Here is a 16,915-nt window from a genome sequence, read left to right as displayed (position 1 = left end):
ACTATGAACGCAAAAGTCTGGCTGGTGGGTGCAGGTCCCGGTGACCCTGAATTGCTGACCCTCAAAGCCGTGCGCGCCTTGGGCGAGGCCGACGTGGTGTTGATCGACGACCTGGTCAATGCCGCGGTGCTGGAACACTGCCCCGCTGCGCGCATCATTGCCGTGGGCAAGCGCGGCGGCTGCCGTTCCACCCCTCAGGCCTTCATTCATCGGCTGATGCTGCGTTATGCCCGCCAGGGCAAATGCGTGGTGCGCCTCAAGGGCGGCGACCCGTGCATCTTCGGCCGCGGCGGCGAAGAGGCGCAGTGGTTGCGCGAGCATGGCGTCGAGGTGGAGCTGGTCAACGGCATCACCGCCGGCCTCGCGGGGGCGACCCAGTGCGATATTCCACTGACCTTGCGCGGGATTGCCCGGGGCGTGACCCTCGTCACGGCCCACACCCAGGACGGCAGCCGCCTGAACTGGCAAGCCCTGGCCCAAAGCGGCACGACGCTGGTGGTGTATATGGGCGTGGCGAAACTGAGCGAGATCCGCGAGCAGTTGCTGGCCGGTGGCCTGGCGGCGAACACGCCCGTGGCCATGATCGAAAACGCCTCCCTGCCCCACCAGCGTGATTGCCGCAGCGATCTGGCCTCGATGGAAGCCGATGCCAGTGCGTTCCAGCTCAAGAGCCCGGCGATCCTGGTGATTGGCGCGGTGGCCGGTGCTGCCGAACTGGCCGCGTCACAGCCTGCGTGGGTTCAGGCTTCGGCGCTGTAACCAACAACACCCAACCTAATGTGGAACGAGCTTGCTCGCGATAGCGTCGGGTCAGCAGCATCAATACTGGCTGACACACCGCTATCGCGAGCAAGCTCGCTCCCACAGGTTTTGTGGTTAACCAACTGTTTTGCGGCAACGTCCCTCTCATTTCCATAAATCGCAGGCAAAGAAAAGCCCGGCCTAGGCCGGGCTTTTCCAAAGCTGTGGGCTAATTACTTAGCTTGAGCTTCAACCTGCGCTTCTACGCGACGGTTAACTGCACGACCAGCTTCAGTGGCGTTGTCAGCAACTGGGCGGGTTTCGCCGTAGCCAACAGACTGAACGCGGGACGATTCAACACCGTACTGGTTGGTCAGAACTTGCTTGACGGCGTTTGCACGACGCTCAGACAGTTTCTGGTTGTAAGCGTCAGGACCGACGGAGTCAGTGTGACCTTCAACAGTAGTGGTGGTGGATGGGTACTGCTTCATGAAGTCAGCCAGGTTCTTGATGTCGCCGTAGCTGTTAGGCTTGACGACCGACTTGTCGAAGTCGAACTTGACGTCCAGCTCAACACGAACGACTTCGGCAACTGCTGGGCAGCCATCAGCGTCAACGGTTACGTTGGCTGGGGTGTCAGGGCACTTGTCGACGTTGTCGCACACGCCGTCGTTGTCGCTGTCGGAGCAGACTTCAGCCGGAGCTGGAACTGGAGCAGCAGCAGGCTTGGAGCCGCCACCGAAGTTCACACCGATACCGACGCTTGGCGCCCACTCGGTGTCGCCCTGGTCGATGTTGTACTGAGCTTCAACGCCGGCACGGGCGTAGAAATTCTCGGTGAAATACAGCTTGGCGCCGCCACCAACGTTGGCGAAGGTAGAACGGTTACGACCGTTGCTGCCATTCTGGTCGATGCTCTGGTCGGAGAAACCGGCCGAAACATAAGGACGCAGCATGTCGCCTGGGTTGTTGAAGTGGTACAGAGCGTCCAGAGCGGTGTTGGCGCCCTTGACGTTAGTGCCGTCGTCGGTACGTGCGTTGTGCACTTCGTCGTAGGCCAGACGCAGTTCAACGTCGTCGGTCAGAAAGTAACCGATCGAACCGCCGAACAGGTTGCCGTTGTTCTTGAAGTTACGAGCGCTGTCGAATTGTTCTTTCTTGGCGAAGCCTTCGATTTCAACTGCGCCTTGGCCTTGTGCCAGAGCGCCGAACGAAGTGGCAGCAATCAAAGAACCAATGGCAAAGCCCAAGGTGTTTTTCAGTTTCATCCGTTAAATCCCCATCTGGTGATTGTGAAGCAGTCCCGCAAACCGGGGGACAACTCGGCGGCAAGTCTATCAGAACTTGCCTACGCGTAAGAGATATTTGCGTCGAACTAAGTTTCAGCAATGCCCGCAAATTTCTCACGCAATTTGTCAAGAGCGCGCTTGTAACGCATTTTTGTCGCGCTCAAACCCATGTGCATTATGTCTGCGATCTCCTGGAATTCCAGCTCTGCGACAAATCGTAGCACCAGAATTTCCCGATCGATCGGGTTTACATAGACCAGCCAGCGATCGAGCCCACCCTTTTCCTCGGGCTTGGGCGCCTTATCTTCCGACGCTTCCTCGAGAGGATCCAGGCTCAACGCGTCCATCAAGCGACGCTTTCGCCGTTCCTTGCGATACTGCGTGATGCATTCGTTGTACGTGATGCTGTAGAGCCAGGTCTTGAACTTCGATTTCCCCTCGAAGTTCTTCAGGCCATACAGCACCTTCAACATCACCTCCTGACAGACATCGTCAGCATCACGATCGTTCCCGAGATACCGCGCACAAACGTTAAATAAAGTTCTCTGGTAGCGACGCATCAACTCTTCATAGGCGCGTGTTACGTGGAACAGCTCCGTATGCGCGCGCGCGACCAACTCCTCATCGGAGAGATCACGGGGGTCGTAGCGCGTGGATAGCGATTGGGGTTTGTTCAAAACAAGTCGGGCCGACAGTCTAGGTCAATGTGCGCCGCAGCCTGTGCTAGCAGGCATTTCGCGGCGGCATACATTAGCAGGGTTTGCCGGGTTAGCGGCTACTCACATGCTGTTCCAGCAGGATCCGATTGGAAAGCGACACCAACTCGCCCTCCTCGGTCAGCAATGTGGTTTTCACCGTGCCGATCTCCTCGATCTGGCCTTCGACCTCGCCAACACGCACTTGTTGCCCAACCTCATACAATTCACGCACATAGATTCCCGCAAGAATCTGACCGGCGATTTCCCGGCTTCCCAATCCCATTGCCAGCGCAACCGCCAGACCAACGGTAATCAATACGATCACGATCACGTGGTTGAGCAGGTCGGTCTTGACCTCCAACTGGCTGATCGCTACCGAAATACTGATGATAATCACCAGGCCCTGGGCGATACGCCCCACGCCAGCGGCATAGTCCAGCCCGACGCCTTCGGCCGCACCGCGTACCAGCCCATTGGCCAGTTGTGCCAGCAGGACACCCACCAGCAACACCAACGCGGCACCAAAAACCTTCGGCAAATACAATGCAAGCATATCGAGCGTAGCTGAAACTCGCTCAAGGCCAAGGGATTCTGCTGCGGAAACCAAAAAAATCAGCAATACGAACCAATAGACGATCTTGCCGACCAGGGTCGAGATCGGCACCTGGATGCCGCCACGGGACAGCAATTTGGTCAGGCCGGTGCCGCCCATCAGGCGATCGAGGCCCAGCTTGGCGAGCAATTTGGACAGCAGCGTATCCAGCAGCTTGGCCACGACAAAACCCAGCAACAACACCACCAGCGCCCCGAAGAGGTTCGGGATGAAGTTGGCCACCTTGGTCCACAATGCAGTCATTGCCGTGACGAGGCTCTGAGTCCAGAGATCAAGTTCCATATTCAATCAGCCTTATCAGCGGTGCGAGTAACAGGTTTACGGCGGGAAACCGGCGAGACATGGGCCGATCCGTTATTCAGGGCAATCATCAGCGCGGGCAACCAGCGGCCCAGCAGGCTGAACAGATCGCCCGCGCCGACCTGGCGGTTGGCGGTTTTCAGTACACGTCCCAGGCATGCATCGTCGTCCCGGCTGGAAGGCGAAGCCTTGAGCATGTCGCGCAAAGACTGTTCAAACGGATCGTGCATACGCACCTCTCGTGATGTCTGTGGAAGACGCGATCAAATTTCGTCGGGTCACATGAAACCTTTGTCATACCCAGCGCAAACGACGGAACAACCACCACTGTCCCAGTGCCACGCAGATCATCAGCAGGCACGCAAACATGAAACCGTAGGGGCTTTCGGAAAACGGAATGCCGCCGACGTTGATACCCAACAGGCCGGTGAGAAAACTCATCGGCAGGAAAATCCCGGTGATGATGCCGAAGCGGTACATGGTGCGGTTCATGCGCACCGAAAGGCGCCGGTCTTCGGCCTCCAGCACAAGCCCCACGCGCTCCCGAGTCAATTCCAGCTCCTCGAGGTAACGGGTCAGGCTGTTGTTCAATTCGTTCCAATAGTCGCCGTCGTCATCGAAAAACCAGGGCAGCTTGAGCCGCGTCATCTGGCCGAAGATGTCCCGCTGTGGCGCCAGGAATCGCTTGAGTGCGGCAGCCCTTCGACGGATGTGCAAAATGGCGTCGTGCTCGGGGGTATACCGTTCGTCGGTATCAAGCTTTTCTTCCTCCCCGTCGACGATTTCGGACAGGCATGTGACCAGGTCCTGCACCTTGTTGGTGAGGTATTGCGCCATATAAAGAATGAGTTCAGAGGCCGTTTTCGGCCCCTTGCCCTCGGCCAGTTGCGCCAACAGTTCATCGGTGGCGCGCAACGGACGCAGGCGCAGGGAGATCACCCGCTGGGCGGACGCGAAGATCCGTACCGACACCATGTCTTCCGGCTCGGCACCCGGATTGAGGTTGATCCCCCGCAGGAACAGCAGCAGTTCGGCATTGGGCAATGGCAACAAGCGCGGCCGGGTGTTCTCTTCGAGCAGCAGGTCGCAGTTGAATTCGCTCAGGCCGCTGGACTTGCGCAACCAGGTGTGGGTTTGCGGATGACTGCGATCCCAGTGCAGCCACAGGCTTTCGTGGGCCTGCAACTGCAAATCGTCGAGTTCGGTCCGGGCTATGGAACGCGCGCCGCCTTTACCGTCCAGCACCAGGGCATGCACCAGCCCCCATTGCGCGTTTTCTTCCTCGAACATCCTCATCCCTTATGGCTGTGGCGCTTCATTCAGGCATTTTCAGCGGGCTTGGCGAAACGATCACGCCGTTGTTGTCGGCGTAGACATACTCGCCCGGGCGGAACGTCACGCCGGCAAAGGTCACCGCCACATTGAGATCGCCGATGCCGCGCTTGTCGGTCTTCATCGGATGGCTGGCCAAGGCCTGGACGCCGAGGTCGGTCTGGGCGATGACGTCGACGTCGCGGATGCAACCGTAGATCACCAGCCCTTCCCAGCCATTTTTCGCGGCTTTTTCCGCCAGCATGTCCCCCAGCAGTGCCCGGCGCAGGGAACCGCCGCCGTCGACCACCAGCACCTTGCCGTTGCCCTTGAGTTCAACCTGCTCCTTGACCAGCGAGTTGTCCTCGAAGCACTTGATGGTCACGATTTCGCCGCCGAAGGAATCGCGGCCACCGAAATTGCTGAACATCGGTTCCAACACCTGCACCAGTTCCGGGTAGGCGTCGCACAGGTCGGGCGTGAGGTAATGGTTCATCGAACAACTCCTGAAAGGCTGGAACGTCAGACTGAATAAGCAACCGTTTGTGACTGGAACTGCGTGAAGCGTCATATCTTAGCCGCAAGCCGACCGGAACGAAATGCCCTCGTCAGAGCCTTGCCTCAAACCGCCTCGGCCAACTGGGGCTGTCCTGCCAGCAGGGGGGCCTGTTGATCCTCGAGCCAACGCGCCACCAACGGCCAGACCTCAAGGTGAGCGGCCTTGCTGACCAGCATCTCCACATGACCGAAATCGTCTGTGAAACCCTGTCCCCGGCCCAGGCAGACAAACTGCTTGTGCACCGAGCCGATCTGATCGAAAAGTTTACGGCAAGCCCAGGTCGGGTCCTGATGATCACCCGCGGCACTCACCGCCAGCACAGGCAACTGGACATCGGCCAACCCGGCCCACCAGTTCTTCTCGGCATCGCCGAAACGTCCGAACAAACCGTACCAACGCATGCTTTCCAGGGCCAGGCCGATGGGCTCGTCCTCGGGGCCGCGCTTGAGCCTTGAGCCGGACAATTGGGCAAAGCGTTTGAGAATGAAGCGGCCACTCCATTCCACCGGAGGGATCTTCAGTGGCCAGTAGGTGCGGCTGACCTGGGTGCCGAAAAATGCCGCCGACGCCACGGCAGGCTCGCCCAGGTAGTGGCCGCCCAAGGCTGCCGCCAGGGTGATGCCCCCCAGGGAGTGGCCGATCCAGTGGGGCACCTGCCCGCTCTGCTCACGCACGAAGGCGCCAATGGCCGGCAAGTCGTAGCGGGCGTAGTCGGCCACCCGATTGTGACGATAGCCCTGGTTGCGCTGAGAGAGGCCATGGCCGCGCATCTCGGGAATCCACACGTCGAATCCCAGGCGTGCAAGGTACGCCCCCAGGCCCAGGCCCTTGGGTGAATACCAGAAGCGCCGGTTGGAGAAACTGCCGTGCAACAGGATCACCGGGACACCACGGGTTTCACCCGCGTCGGCCATACCCAGCCGGGTGACGGCCAATTCGACACTGGCGTCCGGGCTGTTGCCGGGTTTCAAGCGATAGACATCTTCGCTCAGATCACCGCGCCGCTCGGCGCTGATCAGGGCGACAGGAAAAAGGTTGCTGCTGCTTTGCATAATCTTCTTGCACAAAAAAAGACGACTGTGGGAGCGAGCTTGCTCGCGATTGCGATGGATCAGCAAAATAATCTTGGCTGACACGCCGCTATCGCGAGCAAGCTCGCTCCCACAAAGGTGACCCGGCTTACATTACCGGTGAGGCCCCTTCACTCGATCAGACCGCCGCCTGGCCCTCGGCCAGGAAGAACCAGGTTTCCAGCACGGAGTCGGGGTTCAACGAAACGCTTTCGATGCCCTGCTCCATCAGCCACTTGGCCAGGTCCGGGTGGTCCGAAGGACCCTGGCCGCAGATGCCGATGTACTTGCCAGCCTTGTTGCAGGCGGCGATGGCATTGGCCAGCAGCTTCTTGACCGCCGGGTTCCGCTCGTCGAACAGGTGGGCGATGATCCCGGAATCGCGGTCCAGCCCCAGGGTCAGCTGGGTCAGGTCGTTGGAACCGATGGAGAAACCGTCGAAGAACTCGAGGAACTCTTCAGCCAGGATGGCGTTGGACGGCAGTTCGCACATCATGATCACGCGCAGGCCATTGTCGCCACGGGCCAGGCCGTTTTCCGCCAGCAGGTCGACGACCTGGCTCGCTTCGCCCAGGGTCCGCACGAACGGCACCATGATCTCGACGTTGGTCAGGCCCATCTCGTTGCGCACGCGCTTGAGGGCGCGGCACTCGAGTTCGAAGCAGTCGCGGAACGATTCGCTGATGTAGCGCGACGCACCGCGGAAGCCCAGCATCGGGTTCTCTTCTTCCGGCTCGTAGAGCTTGCCGCCGATCAGGTTGGCGTATTCGTTGGACTTGAAGTCCGACAGGCGCACGATGACCTTTTTCGGCCAGAACGCCGCCGCCAGGGTGCTGATGCCTTCCACCAGCTTCTCGACGTAGAAACCGACCGGATCGTCGTAGCCGGCAATGCGCTTGTCGACGCTGTCCTTGATGTCCTGGGGCAGGCCGTCGTAGTTCAGCAGTGCCTTGGGGTGCACGCCGATCATGCGATTGATGATGAACTCCAGGCGGGCCAGGCCCACACCGGCGTTCGGCAACTGTGCGAAGTCGAAGGCGCGGTCCGGGTTGCCGACGTTCATCATGATCTTGAACGGCAGCTCCGGCATGGCGTCCACGGAGTTCTTCTTGATGTCGAAGCCCAGTTCGCCCTCGAAGATGTAGCCGGTGTCGCCTTCGGCGCAGGAAACGGTCACGCCCTGGCCGTCCTTGAGCAGTTGGGTGGCGTTGCCGCAACCGACCACTGCCGGGATCCCCAGTTCACGGGCGATGATCGCCGCGTGGCAGGTACGCCCGCCGCGGTTGGTGACGATGGCGCTGGCGCGCTTCATCACCGGTTCCCAGTCCGGGTCGGTCATGTCGGAGACCAGTACGTCGCCGGCCTGGACCTTGTCCATCTCCGAGACGTCCTTGATGATCCGCACCTTGCCCGCGCCAATGCGCTGGCCAATGGCCCGGCCTTCCACCAGCACGGTGCCGGTTTCCTTGAGCAGGTAGCGCTCCATGACGTTGGCCTGGGTGCGGCTTTTCACGGTTTCCGGACGAGCCTGCACGATATACAGCTTGCCGTCGTCACCGTCCTTGGCCCACTCGATGTCCATCGGGCACTTGTAGTGCTGCTCGATGATCATCGCCTGCTTGGCCAGCTCGCTGACTTCGGCGTCGGTCAGGCAGAAACGCGCGCGCTCGGCCTTGTCCACCTCGACGGTCTTCACCGAGCGACCGGCCTTGGCTTCGTCGCCGTAGATCATCTTGATGGCCTTGCTGCCCAGGTTGCGGCGCAGGATGGCCGGGCGACCGGCTTGCAGCGTGCCCTTGTGAACGTAGAACTCATCAGGGTTCACCGCGCCCTGCACGACGGTTTCACCCAGGCCGTAGGCGCCGGTGATGAACACCACGTCACGGAAGCCAGACTCGGTGTCGAGGGTGAACATCACGCCGGCGGTGCCGGTTTCGGAGCGGACCATGCGCTGCACACCGGCGGACAGGGCGACCAGCTTGTGGTCGAAGCCCTGGTGCACGCGGTAGGAAATGGCACGGTCGTTGAAAAGGGAGGCGAAGACTTCCTTGGCGGCACGAATGACGTTTTCCACGCCACGAATGTTCAGGAAGGTTTCCTGCTGGCCGGCGAAGGAGGCATCCGGCAGGTCTTCGGCGGTGGCCGAGGAACGCACGGCGACGGCGATATCCGGATTGCCTTCGGACAGCTTGGCGAAAGCGGTGCGGATCTGGGCGTTCAGTTTCTCGGGGAACTCGGCTTCCATGATCCATTGACGGATCTGGGCACCGGTCTTGGCCAGGGCATTGACGTCATCGACGTCCAGGGCATCGAGCGCATCGTGGATCTGCTTGTTCAGGCCGCTCAGTTCCAGGAAATCACGATAAGCCTGGGCGGTCGTGGCGAAGCCACCTGGCACCGATACGCCAGCACCGGCGAGGTTGCTGATCATCTCGCCCAGGGATGCGTTCTTGCCCCCCACATGCTCCACATCATGGACGCCGAGCTTATCGAGGGAAACTACGTACTCTACCAAGGTGATCTCTCCACTGACTGTGTTGGAAAAGCTCAAGGCACCGACGGCTCCAGGGGAGCGCCTGCCGGCGATATGGCCTGGACCTGGAAAATAAGTGAGAATGCAGGCCACTGGCGGCCGGCAAATCGCGCCTATCATATCCAAGAATCGTCACTAGCTCACTAGCTTAAGGCCCAAGGCGCAAATGAAACGATCTGCTTTCTTTATCTCCGACGGCACCGGCATCACGGCCGAAACGCTAGGCCAAAGCCTGTTGGCACAGTTCGAAAACATTACCTTCGCCAAGATGACACGTCCGTACATAGACAGCGTCGACAAGGCGCGGGCCATGGTACAGCAAATCAATAAAGCCGCCGAAACCGACGGTTTTCGCCCGATCATCTTCGATACCATCGTCAATCAGGACATCCGTGAGATTCTCGCAACGTCCAATGGTTTCATGATCGACATTTTTTCCACCTTCCTGGCGCCCCTGGAACAGGAACTGAGCGAGCATTCCTCCTACTCGGTCGGCAAGTCCCATTCCATTGGCCACAACTCCAACTACATGGAGCGGATCGAGGCGGTCAACTTCGCGCTGGACAACGATGACGGCGCCCGCACGCATTATTACGACAAGGCCGACCTGATCCTAGTGGGCGTGTCGCGTTGTGGTAAGACACCGACGTGCCTGTACATGGCGATGCAATTCGGCATCCGCGCGGCCAACTATCCGCTGACCGAAGACGACATGGAGCGCCTGCAACTGCCCAGCGCCCTGCGCGCCCACCAGCACAAGCTGTTCGGCCTGACCATCGACCCGGACCGCCTCACGGCGATCCGCAACGAGCGCAAGCCCAACAGCCGTTACTCAAGCTACGCCCAGTGCGAGTTCGAAGTGCGCGAGGTGGAAAACCTGTTCCGGCGGGAGAACATTCCCCATATCAACTCCACGCATTTTTCCGTGGAAGAGATTTCGGCGAAGATCCTGGTGGAGAAAGGGGTGGAGCGGCGGTTCAAATAACCAGACGGTGTGCCGGAAAACCTGTGGGAGCGAGCTTGCTCGCGATTGCGGCGGGTCAGCAAGATCAATGTTGGCTGACACTCCGTCATCGCGAGCAAGCTCGCTCCCACAAGGGATAGGAAGTCTTCCGGCCTAGGGTTTCAACCGCTCAACCAACGCCTGCCCCACCGCCAGCGCCGAGGCCGGGTTCTGGCCGGTAATCAGTTCCCGATCCGTCACCACATGGGACGTCCACGGCGTGGTGTTGCTGCTGTACTGCCCGCCAGCCTGCTGCAACGCGGTCTGTGGGTAGAATTTCATGCTCCCGCCGCCCAGCAGCCCCTTGGCCAACTCTTCTTCCTGATTGCTGATCACCGTCATCCTGTACCCGGCATAGATCCAGCCGGCCTTGGCCGAGGCCTGGCCTTTGCTAGCCAACTGGCCAACGAAGCCCTTGGCATCAGGCAGGGTCGACAGCAAGGCGATCGGCCCGTGGCAGACCAGCGCGGTGGTCTTGCCCTGGTCATGGAAGTGCGTCAACACCCGCCCCAGCGGTGCGCTCGTGAGCAAATCCTGCATGGGCGCATGCCCGCCGGGAATGTACAGGGCATCGAACTGTTCCAGACCGATCTGCTCGACACGGGCCAGGCTGATCACCGGTGAGTCCTTGGCCGAAGTGATGTTCAGTTGAGCCAGCAACGCCTGGTAGCGCTCCAGCTCCGCCGGATCATTGTTGAAGTACATCTTGTCCACCGAGGACCGGTCCAGCGTCGGCGCCTTGCCCTGTGGGGTGGCGAACGTCACGTGGTGACCGGCATCCAGCAACAGCTTCACCGGTTGCAGCAATTCGTTGAGGTAAAACCCGGTGGAGAAGACCTTGCCCTTGTTCAGATCCAGATGATCGGAATCCGACAGGACCACCAGCACGTTATCGGCATGGGCCGCGGCGCCAATACCCGCCAGAACAACAGACGTTGCCAAGGTCGTGAGCTTTTTCATGATGACTCCAGGCTGTTTCGATAAAAGATGCGCTCACTGTATTGATGCGTTCACCGGCGATAAACTGGCGCACCGGAACATCACTTGGCCTCTGGAGGCAACAATGGCCCGTCGATTCGATTACCTGGCCGACGTGGAAGCCTTCGTCACGGTCGTGGAAAAAGGCACGCTCAGCGCCGGTGCCGTGGCGCTGGGCACCACGCCTTCGGTCCTGAGCCGCGCCATCTCCCGCCTCGAAGCCCGGCTCGGGGTGCAACTGTTACGACGCACGACCCGGCGGCTGAACCTGACCGATGCCGGCACGTTGTACCTGGAACAGTCGCGCTCGGCCTTTGCCCTGATTGACGACGCCGAGCGGCGAATCCAGGGCCAGGACGGTGTCTTGACCGGTCGCGTGCGCTTGAGCGTGCCGACCACCTACGGTCATTACCGCCTGCCATCGCTGCTGTCGCGTTTCGCCGAGACTTACCCGCAAGTTCGGGTCGAGCTGAGTATCACCAACCGCAATGTCGATCTGGTGGCCGAGGGGTATGACCTGGCGATCCGCCTTGGGCCGCTGCCGGACAGCGGCCTGGTCGGGCGCAAGCTCGAAGACGCCCGCCTTTGCCTGGTGGCCGCGCCGCATTACCTGGAGCGCAACGGAACGCCCCGGCACGTCGATGAACTGGCTGCCCACGCCTGCCTGCCTTTCGTAATGCCCAGCAGCGGACGCATCGCACCCTGGCTGTTTCGCGACAATCATGAAGAACGGGAATGGCTGCCGACGGGCACTGTGCAAGTGTCCGATGATGTATTGGGCATCGTGTCCCTGGCACAGACCGGGATGGGGATCTGCCAGACCTATGAATTCATTGTCCGGGAGCGAATCGAGCGTGGGGAACTGGTGGCTTTGCTGGAGGACTTTGGCGGGCGCAGCCGACCCTTTTCAATCATCTACCCGCCCCATCGGCAATTGCCGGCGGCGGCACGGGCGTTGATTGATTTTTTGATCGAGCAATAGCTGGTAACGCCGGCCGGCCTCTGTGGGAGCGAGCTTGCTCGCGATTGCGGAGTGTCAGCGGGCATCAATGTTGCCGATCCACCGCTATCGCGAGCAAGCTCGCTCCCACAGGGGTTCTGATGTGACTGCAGGATTTGTATTCTCCCGCAGCCTTCCTGTGGAAAGCTTGCTTGCTGCCACAGGCTCTACATTCAGTGGGCCGCAGCCGCCTGCTCGTCCATTTTCTTGCGCAGGCTCAGCGGGCGCATGTCGGTCCAGACTTCTTCGATGTAGGCCAGGCACTCCTTCTTGAAGCCGCTTTTACCGACGGTACGCCAGCCCTCGGGGATGGCTTTGTAGTCTGGCCAGATCGAATATTGCTCTTCGTGGTTGACCACGACCTGAAAGACGATGTCCTCGCGGTCGAATACTGAAGTCATGGGTGTCTCTCCATCTTTGCTCGAGGTTCGCTGCGTCACATGCGCAGCCAGGATATGAAAGGAACGTACGGGGCCGGGTAAAAATTAGCTGTCTTTGACCGCCGCATGCAGGGCTCGCCCGAAAATCTCGGCGACCCGGTCGATTTCGGCCCGGGTGATGATCAACGGTGGCAGGAACCGCACCACGCCGCCCTGGCGGCCGCCCAGCTCCAGGATCAGCCCGCGCTTGAGGCATTCGCGTTGCAACCGTGGCGCCAGCTGGGCATGCACTGGCGGATGGCCCAGGGCGTCCGGCTTGCCCGCCGGGTCCACCAACTCGACACCGAGCATCAGCCCGCGACCGCGAATATCGCCCAGTTGCGGGAAGTCCCGCTGCAGGATGTGCAGGTGCTCGCTCAGGCGTTCGCCCATGGCCGCCGCATGGGCCGGCAGGTCGTGCTCACGCAGGTAGCGCATGACCGCGGAGCCGGCGGCCATGGCCATCTGATTGCCACGGAAGGTCCCGGCGTGAGCGCCCGGCAACCAGGTGTCGAGCCAGTCGCGGTAAACCACCACCGCCAGCGGCAGGCTGCCGCCAATGGCCTTGGACAACACCACCACGTCCGGGATGATCCCGGCATGTTCGAAGGCAAACATCTTGCCGGTACGGCCGAAACCGCTCTGGATTTCGTCGACGATCAACGCCACCCCTGCCTGCTCGGTGATCCGCCGCAAGCCGCGCAGCCAGTCCAGGTCGGCGGGAATGACTCCGCCCTCGCCCTGCACCACTTCGACGATAACCGCCGCCGGCAATTGCACGCCGGCCTCCGGGTCGTTCAGCAGGTTTTCCAGGTAATGCAGGTTGGCCTTCACGCCCTCGACACCGCCCAGCCCGAACGGGCAGCGGTAATCGTAGGGGTATGGCATGAACTGCACGCCGCTGCTGAGCAAGGCGCCCAAGGGTTTCTTCGGCCCCAGGCTGCCCATCAGGCTCAATGCCCCCTGACTCATGCCGTGATAACCGCCCTGGAACGACAGCACCGTGCTGCGTCCGGTCGCGGTACGCACCAGCTTGAGGGCGGCTTCCACCGCATCGGTACCGGTGGGCCCGCAGAACTGGATCTTCGCCTCGGCGGCCAGCTCTACCGGCAACAGGCCGAACAGGTCCTGGACGAAGCGGTCCTTGACCGGCGTGGTCAGGTCCAGGGTGTGCAACGGCAGCTCGTCGGCCAACACCTGCTGGATCGCCTCGATCACCACCGGGTGGTTATGCCCCAGCGCCAGCGTGCCGGCGCCGGCCAGGCAATCGATGAAGGTGCGCCCCTCGACGTCCTCGACATACAACCCCTTGGCGCGCTTGAGCGCCAGGGGGATGCGCCGTGGATAGCTGCGGGCATTGGACTCCTGCCGACTCTGGCGAGCCAGCAGCGGCGACTCATTGAACTGGTAGAGCGTCTCGGCCGGCACGGGGCTGACCCGGGCCGGCTGTGCTTCGATAAGGCTGTTGGCGACTGACATCTCTCGACCCCGCAGTACGTGGTGACCCAAACGACACACCGGGCAGGTGCGCATCCGGTCGGGGCGCACATGCAGGTTTCCTGTTGTGGAAACGCATCAGCCACGGGGGGATTTACTCGCGGGCAGCACTTTCTCCTGTGGCGCGATCAATGGCTTGTGCATCGCAATGGCCTTGACCCCGCCGATGGCGAAGGCGTCGGCGCTTTGCTCGAACCCCAGGTGTCGATAGAACGCCTGGCTGCTACGGGTGCTGTTGAGGCGCACCCGGGCCACCCCGCGCCCGCGCAGCCAGGCCTCGATGTCCCGCACCAGCGCCTGGCCGACACCGCGGCGGAAGGACTCCGGCTGTACGTAGCAGAAGGCGATCCGACCACTGGCCGAGGCCATGGCGACACCCGCCGGCCGCCCCTGCAAACGTGCCAGGGTCAGGCGCAAGCGGGGATCGACCAGCCAGGGGCGGATATGCGCGAGGGTGTTGTTGCGTACCCAGGCGGCGACGACAGTGGGGTCGTTGCGGTGTTCGGCGGCACACCCGACCCGGATGGAGCGTTCGGCGATCCGGCTGATGATGCCGGCATCGCTGGGCGTGGCCGTGCAGATTTCGATGAAGGTGTCCATGGCGCGGTTTTCCTCAGTCCTTGAGTCGAGCTGAAAAAAACATAGACCCGGATAAGGCCAGGGCGCCAATGGCAGGTCGTTACAGCAGATGTACGCAAATCCCCGGTATGGGAGCACAGCGCTGTTCTTAGAACTTGCCTGAACCTGTGTGGCGAGGGGATTTATCCCCGCTGGCTGCGCAGCAGCCCTCAAGAAGACAACTCAATCAATCTGACACAGCGGGTTCGCAACTTTTGGGGCTGCTGCGCAGCCCAGCGGGGATAAATCCCCTCGCCACAGGTTCATCCACTTACCCAAACACTACCTGCACCGGCATGGTCAACTCGACCCGTAGCCCATCCGGGCGGCTGTCGAAATGCAGGCCGCAACCGCAACGCTGGACGATGGCCTGGACGATCGCCAGCCCCAGCCCGCAGCCGGTGCTCTGGCCGTTGCGCCAGAAGCGTTGGGTCAAGTGCTGGATGTCGTCGGCGGCGATGCCCGGGCCATGGTCGCGGACCTGGAAACGCACGCGCTGGCCGATCATCTCCAGGCTCAGTTCCACATCGGTATCGTCCGGGGTATGGCGCAGGGCGTTGTCCAGCAGGTTACGCAAGGCGGCGATGGAGAGCACCGCCGGCATCTGCACCGGCGCGTCGGACAGCCCTGGGGCCAAGTGCAATTTGATTCGCCGGGACTCACTGCTGGCCGCGTCCTGGATCGCCAGTCGCGCGACCTGCTCGGCGTTGCAGTGCACGCCGTCGTCGAACGACAGGCTGCCTTCGACCCGGGCCAGCAGCAGCAACTGTTCGAGTGTGCGATGCATGCGGTCGGCGCCCTCCTCGGCCCGGGCCAGGGATTGGTCGCGGGCGGCGCCCTCGGTCATGCGCGCCACTTGCAGGTGCGTCTTGATGGCGGTCAGCGGGCTGCGCAGCTCGTGGGCGGCGTCGCCGGTCAGCCGTCGCTCGCGCTCGATGGTCTTGCCGATGCGCAGGAACAGCTGGTTCTGGGTCTCCAGCAATGGTCGCAACTCGCTGGGCAGCGGGTGGATCTGCAAGGGCTCCAGGGAATCGGCATTGCGTCGCATCAGCGCATCGCGCATGCGATTGAGCGGCGCCAGGCCCTGGCCGATGCCCAGCCACAACAGGCACAGGCAACCGAGCAACGCCACGCCCACCGGCACCGAGGCGGCCAGCAGTATCGACAGGTTCAGGGCTTCGCGCTCGATCTGGCGGTCGGCGGTGGTGATGCGCAAGTCCCCTCGGGCCAGGGTGAAGCTGCGCCAGGGCGCACCGTCGATCATCTGGTCGTGGAAGCCCATTTTCTCGGCTTCCAGGGCCTGTTCCGGGGTGCCGTGGCTGCGAGCCAGAATCTCGCCACGCAAGGAACTGACCTGACAGGCCATGCCGCCGGGAATGCTCAATTGCTCGGAGCTCAAGTGCGTGCCCTCGCCCTTGCTGGGCAACGGCGGCATCTGTTCCAGCAACCCGGCAACCATCCGCGCCGACGCCACCAGGCGCTGGTCGAGGGAGAACATCATCTGGTTGCGCAGGTCACTGAGCATCCACGCCGCGGCCAGGGCCCAGATCAGGGCGAAGGCCGCGCCGAGGGTCAGGCTCAGGCGCAGTCGCAGGCTCATCACTTGGAGGGTTCTCCGCCGTCGGCCGGCCCCAGGCGATAGCCCAGGCCGCGCACGGTCTCGACAATGCCGTTACCCAGCTTGCGCCGCAGGTGGTGGATATGGACGTTGAGGGCATTGCTTTCCAGCTCGTCGTTGAACCCGTAGACGCTGTCCTTGAGTTGCTCGGTGGACAGCACCCGGCCGCGACTGTGCAAGAGCGCCTGCAACAGCGATTGTTCGCGCCGGGACAGATCCACCGGCTGGCCGTCCAGAGTGGTTTCCCGGCTGCTGGGGTCGTAGGTCAGGCGACCGTGCTCGATCAGGTTGACGCTGCGCCCCGCCACGCGCCGCAGCAATGTGTGCAGGCGCGCCGCAAGCTCGCGCAGGTCGAAGGGTTTGAGCAGATAGTCGTCAGCCCCGGCCTGCAAGCCATCGACCCGGTCGGTCACCGAGTCACGGGCGGTGAGGATCAGCACCGGCGTCTCCAGCCCCTGCTGGCGCAATTGCCGGAGCAGCTTGAGACCGTCCTCATCGGGCAATCCCAGGTCCAGCACCATGACATCGAACTCCGCCACGCCGACCATCGCCCGCGCCGCCGATGCGGTGGCCACGTGCTCGACCGTCAGGCCCTGCGCCGTGAGGCCGGCGACGATCCCGCTGGCAATCAACTCGTCGTCTTCGCAGACCAGTACGCGCATGGTAAG

General features: G+C 61.8%; 17 protein-coding genes. 3 read left to right on the top strand and 14 right to left on the bottom strand.

What is annotated here, in order from left to right:
• Positions 1 to 3: 3 nt before the first annotated feature.
• The gene (cobA, locus tag BM321_RS01015; protein WP_092327025.1) at positions 4 to 759 is read left to right on the top strand and encodes a uroporphyrinogen-III C-methyltransferase; all 756 of its coding nucleotides are present in this window, start codon (positions 4 to 6) and stop codon (positions 757 to 759) included.
• A 215-nt stretch (positions 760 to 974) separates the two neighbouring features.
• On the opposite strand, the gene BM321_RS01010 is transcribed toward cobA, so the two are convergent.
• From BM321_RS01010 to ppsA, 8 genes are all read right to left on the bottom strand, one after another.
• Complete coding sequence (locus BM321_RS01010) at positions 975 to 2,009, bottom strand: OmpA family protein (RefSeq protein WP_092441244.1); 1,035 nt, start codon at positions 2,007 to 2,009, stop codon at positions 975 to 977.
• Positions 2,010 to 2,116: 107 nt separating this feature from the next.
• Positions 2,117 to 2,707, bottom strand: a complete 591-nt coding sequence (gene sigX, locus BM321_RS01005; protein ID WP_003183614.1) for an RNA polymerase sigma factor SigX — start codon at positions 2,705 to 2,707, stop codon at positions 2,117 to 2,119.
• Positions 2,708 to 2,798: 91 nt separating this feature from the next.
• Positions 2,799 to 3,623 (bottom strand): mechanosensitive ion channel family protein, encoded by an 825-nt coding sequence (locus tag BM321_RS01000; RefSeq protein WP_003199523.1) that lies wholly within the window; start codon positions 3,621 to 3,623, stop codon positions 2,799 to 2,801.
• Between the two features lie 2 nt (positions 3,624 to 3,625).
• Positions 3,626 to 3,871 (bottom strand): hypothetical protein, encoded by a 246-nt coding sequence (locus BM321_RS00995; RefSeq protein ID WP_014337331.1) that lies wholly within the window; start codon positions 3,869 to 3,871, stop codon positions 3,626 to 3,628.
• A 64-nt stretch (positions 3,872 to 3,935) separates the two neighbouring features.
• Positions 3,936 to 4,931: a zinc transporter ZntB gene (locus tag BM321_RS00990; RefSeq protein WP_092441243.1), complete on the bottom strand. Its 996-nt coding sequence runs from the start codon at positions 4,929 to 4,931 to the stop codon at positions 3,936 to 3,938.
• A 25-nt stretch (positions 4,932 to 4,956) separates the two neighbouring features.
• Entirely contained in the window at positions 4,957 to 5,448 is a 492-nt protein-coding gene (gene rraA, locus BM321_RS00985; protein ID WP_047227142.1) for a ribonuclease E activity regulator RraA, read from the bottom strand.
• A gap of 125 nt (positions 5,449 to 5,573) precedes the next feature.
• Positions 5,574 to 6,563: an alpha/beta fold hydrolase gene (locus BM321_RS00980; protein WP_092441242.1), complete on the bottom strand. Its 990-nt coding sequence runs from the start codon at positions 6,561 to 6,563 to the stop codon at positions 5,574 to 5,576.
• Positions 6,564 to 6,720: 157 nt separating this feature from the next.
• Positions 6,721 to 9,096: a phosphoenolpyruvate synthase gene (ppsA, locus tag BM321_RS00975; protein WP_092441338.1), complete on the bottom strand. Its 2,376-nt coding sequence runs from the start codon at positions 9,094 to 9,096 to the stop codon at positions 6,721 to 6,723.
• Between the two features lie 184 nt (positions 9,097 to 9,280).
• Between ppsA and BM321_RS00965 the strand changes: the two genes are divergently transcribed.
• The gene (locus BM321_RS00965) at positions 9,281 to 10,099 is read left to right on the top strand and encodes a posphoenolpyruvate synthetase regulatory kinase/phosphorylase PpsR (protein WP_072407939.1); all 819 of its coding nucleotides are present in this window, start codon (positions 9,281 to 9,283) and stop codon (positions 10,097 to 10,099) included.
• Positions 10,100 to 10,231: 132 nt separating this feature from the next.
• Here the strand turns inward: BM321_RS00965 and BM321_RS00960 are convergent, their stop codons facing one another.
• Positions 10,232 to 11,077 carry a type 1 glutamine amidotransferase domain-containing protein gene (locus BM321_RS00960; protein ID WP_092441240.1) on the bottom strand — a complete coding sequence of 282 codons (846 nt, stop codon included), beginning with the start codon at positions 11,075 to 11,077 and terminating at the stop codon, positions 10,232 to 10,234.
• Between the two features lie 103 nt (positions 11,078 to 11,180).
• Between BM321_RS00960 and BM321_RS00955 the strand changes: the two genes are divergently transcribed.
• The gene (locus BM321_RS00955; protein WP_092441239.1) at positions 11,181 to 12,077 is read left to right on the top strand and encodes a LysR family transcriptional regulator; all 897 of its coding nucleotides are present in this window, start codon (positions 11,181 to 11,183) and stop codon (positions 12,075 to 12,077) included.
• Positions 12,078 to 12,268: 191 nt separating this feature from the next.
• Here BM321_RS00955 and BM321_RS00950 read toward each other — a convergent pair whose 3' ends face one another.
• The 5 genes from BM321_RS00950 to BM321_RS00930 form a co-directional block, all read right to left on the bottom strand.
• Positions 12,269 to 12,496 carry an MbtH family protein gene (locus tag BM321_RS00950; protein ID WP_072407945.1) on the bottom strand — a complete coding sequence of 76 codons (228 nt, stop codon included), beginning with the start codon at positions 12,494 to 12,496 and terminating at the stop codon, positions 12,269 to 12,271.
• An 84-nt stretch (positions 12,497 to 12,580) separates the two neighbouring features.
• Entirely contained in the window at positions 12,581 to 13,993 is a 1,413-nt protein-coding gene (locus BM321_RS00945; RefSeq protein WP_092441238.1) for an aspartate aminotransferase family protein, read from the bottom strand.
• Positions 13,994 to 14,089: 96 nt separating this feature from the next.
• Positions 14,090 to 14,611 carry a GNAT family N-acetyltransferase gene (locus BM321_RS00940; RefSeq protein ID WP_092327034.1) on the bottom strand — a complete coding sequence of 174 codons (522 nt, stop codon included), beginning with the start codon at positions 14,609 to 14,611 and terminating at the stop codon, positions 14,090 to 14,092.
• A gap of 289 nt (positions 14,612 to 14,900) precedes the next feature.
• Positions 14,901 to 16,232, bottom strand: a complete 1,332-nt coding sequence (locus BM321_RS00935) for an ATP-binding protein (RefSeq protein WP_092441237.1) — start codon at positions 16,230 to 16,232, stop codon at positions 14,901 to 14,903.
• Positions 16,229 to 16,909: a response regulator gene (locus BM321_RS00930; RefSeq protein WP_092197548.1), complete on the bottom strand. Its 681-nt coding sequence runs from the start codon at positions 16,907 to 16,909 to the stop codon at positions 16,229 to 16,231. Before BM321_RS00930 ends, BM321_RS00935 begins: the two co-directional genes overlap by 4 nt.
• Positions 16,910 to 16,915: the final 6 nt, after the last annotated feature.

It is taken from the genome of Pseudomonas sp. NFIX10, assembly GCF_900111955.1.
GTDB classification, from domain to species: Bacteria; Pseudomonadota; Gammaproteobacteria; order Pseudomonadales; family Pseudomonadaceae; genus Aquipseudomonas; species Aquipseudomonas fluorescens_AA.
Note: the sequence above shows the minus strand (reverse complement) of the source record. Positions and strands in the feature narration are given on the sequence as shown.

Bases quoted from the DNA above. Each gene is read 5' to 3' on its own strand.
- BM321_RS00955 (WP_092441239.1), top strand. From the start codon at position 11,181: ATGGCCCGTCGATTCGATTACCTGGCCGACGTGGAAGCCTTCGTCACG.
- BM321_RS00940 (WP_092327034.1), bottom strand. From the start codon at position 14,611: ATGGACACCTTCATCGAAATCTGCACGGCCACGCCCAGCGATGCCGGC.
- BM321_RS00995 (WP_014337331.1), bottom strand. From the start codon at position 3,871: ATGCACGATCCGTTTGAACAGTCTTTGCGCGACATGCTCAAGGCTTCG.
- BM321_RS00980 (WP_092441242.1), bottom strand. From the start codon at position 6,563: ATGCAAAGCAGCAGCAACCTTTTTCCTGTCGCCCTGATCAGCGCCGAG.
- BM321_RS01010 (WP_092441244.1), bottom strand. From the start codon at position 2,009: ATGAAACTGAAAAACACCTTGGGCTTTGCCATTGGTTCTTTGATTGCT.
- BM321_RS01000 (WP_003199523.1), bottom strand. From the start codon at position 3,623: ATGGAACTTGATCTCTGGACTCAGAGCCTCGTCACGGCAATGACTGCA.
- cobA (WP_092327025.1), top strand. From the start codon at position 4: ATGAACGCAAAAGTCTGGCTGGTGGGTGCAGGTCCCGGTGACCCTGAA.
- BM321_RS00965 (WP_072407939.1), top strand. From the start codon at position 9,281: ATGAAACGATCTGCTTTCTTTATCTCCGACGGCACCGGCATCACGGCC.
- BM321_RS00930 (WP_092197548.1), bottom strand. From the start codon at position 16,909: ATGCGCGTACTGGTCTGCGAAGACGACGAGTTGATTGCCAGCGGGATC.
- rraA (WP_047227142.1), bottom strand. From the start codon at position 5,448: ATGAACCATTACCTCACGCCCGACCTGTGCGACGCCTACCCGGAACTG.
- BM321_RS00960 (WP_092441240.1), bottom strand. From the start codon at position 11,077: ATGAAAAAGCTCACGACCTTGGCAACGTCTGTTGTTCTGGCGGGTATT.
- BM321_RS00945 (WP_092441238.1), bottom strand. From the start codon at position 13,993: ATGTCAGTCGCCAACAGCCTTATCGAAGCACAGCCGGCCCGGGTCAGC.
- BM321_RS00950 (WP_072407945.1), bottom strand. From the start codon at position 12,496: ATGACTTCAGTATTCGACCGCGAGGACATCGTCTTTCAGGTCGTGGTC.
- BM321_RS00990 (WP_092441243.1), bottom strand. From the start codon at position 4,931: ATGTTCGAGGAAGAAAACGCGCAATGGGGGCTGGTGCATGCCCTGGTG.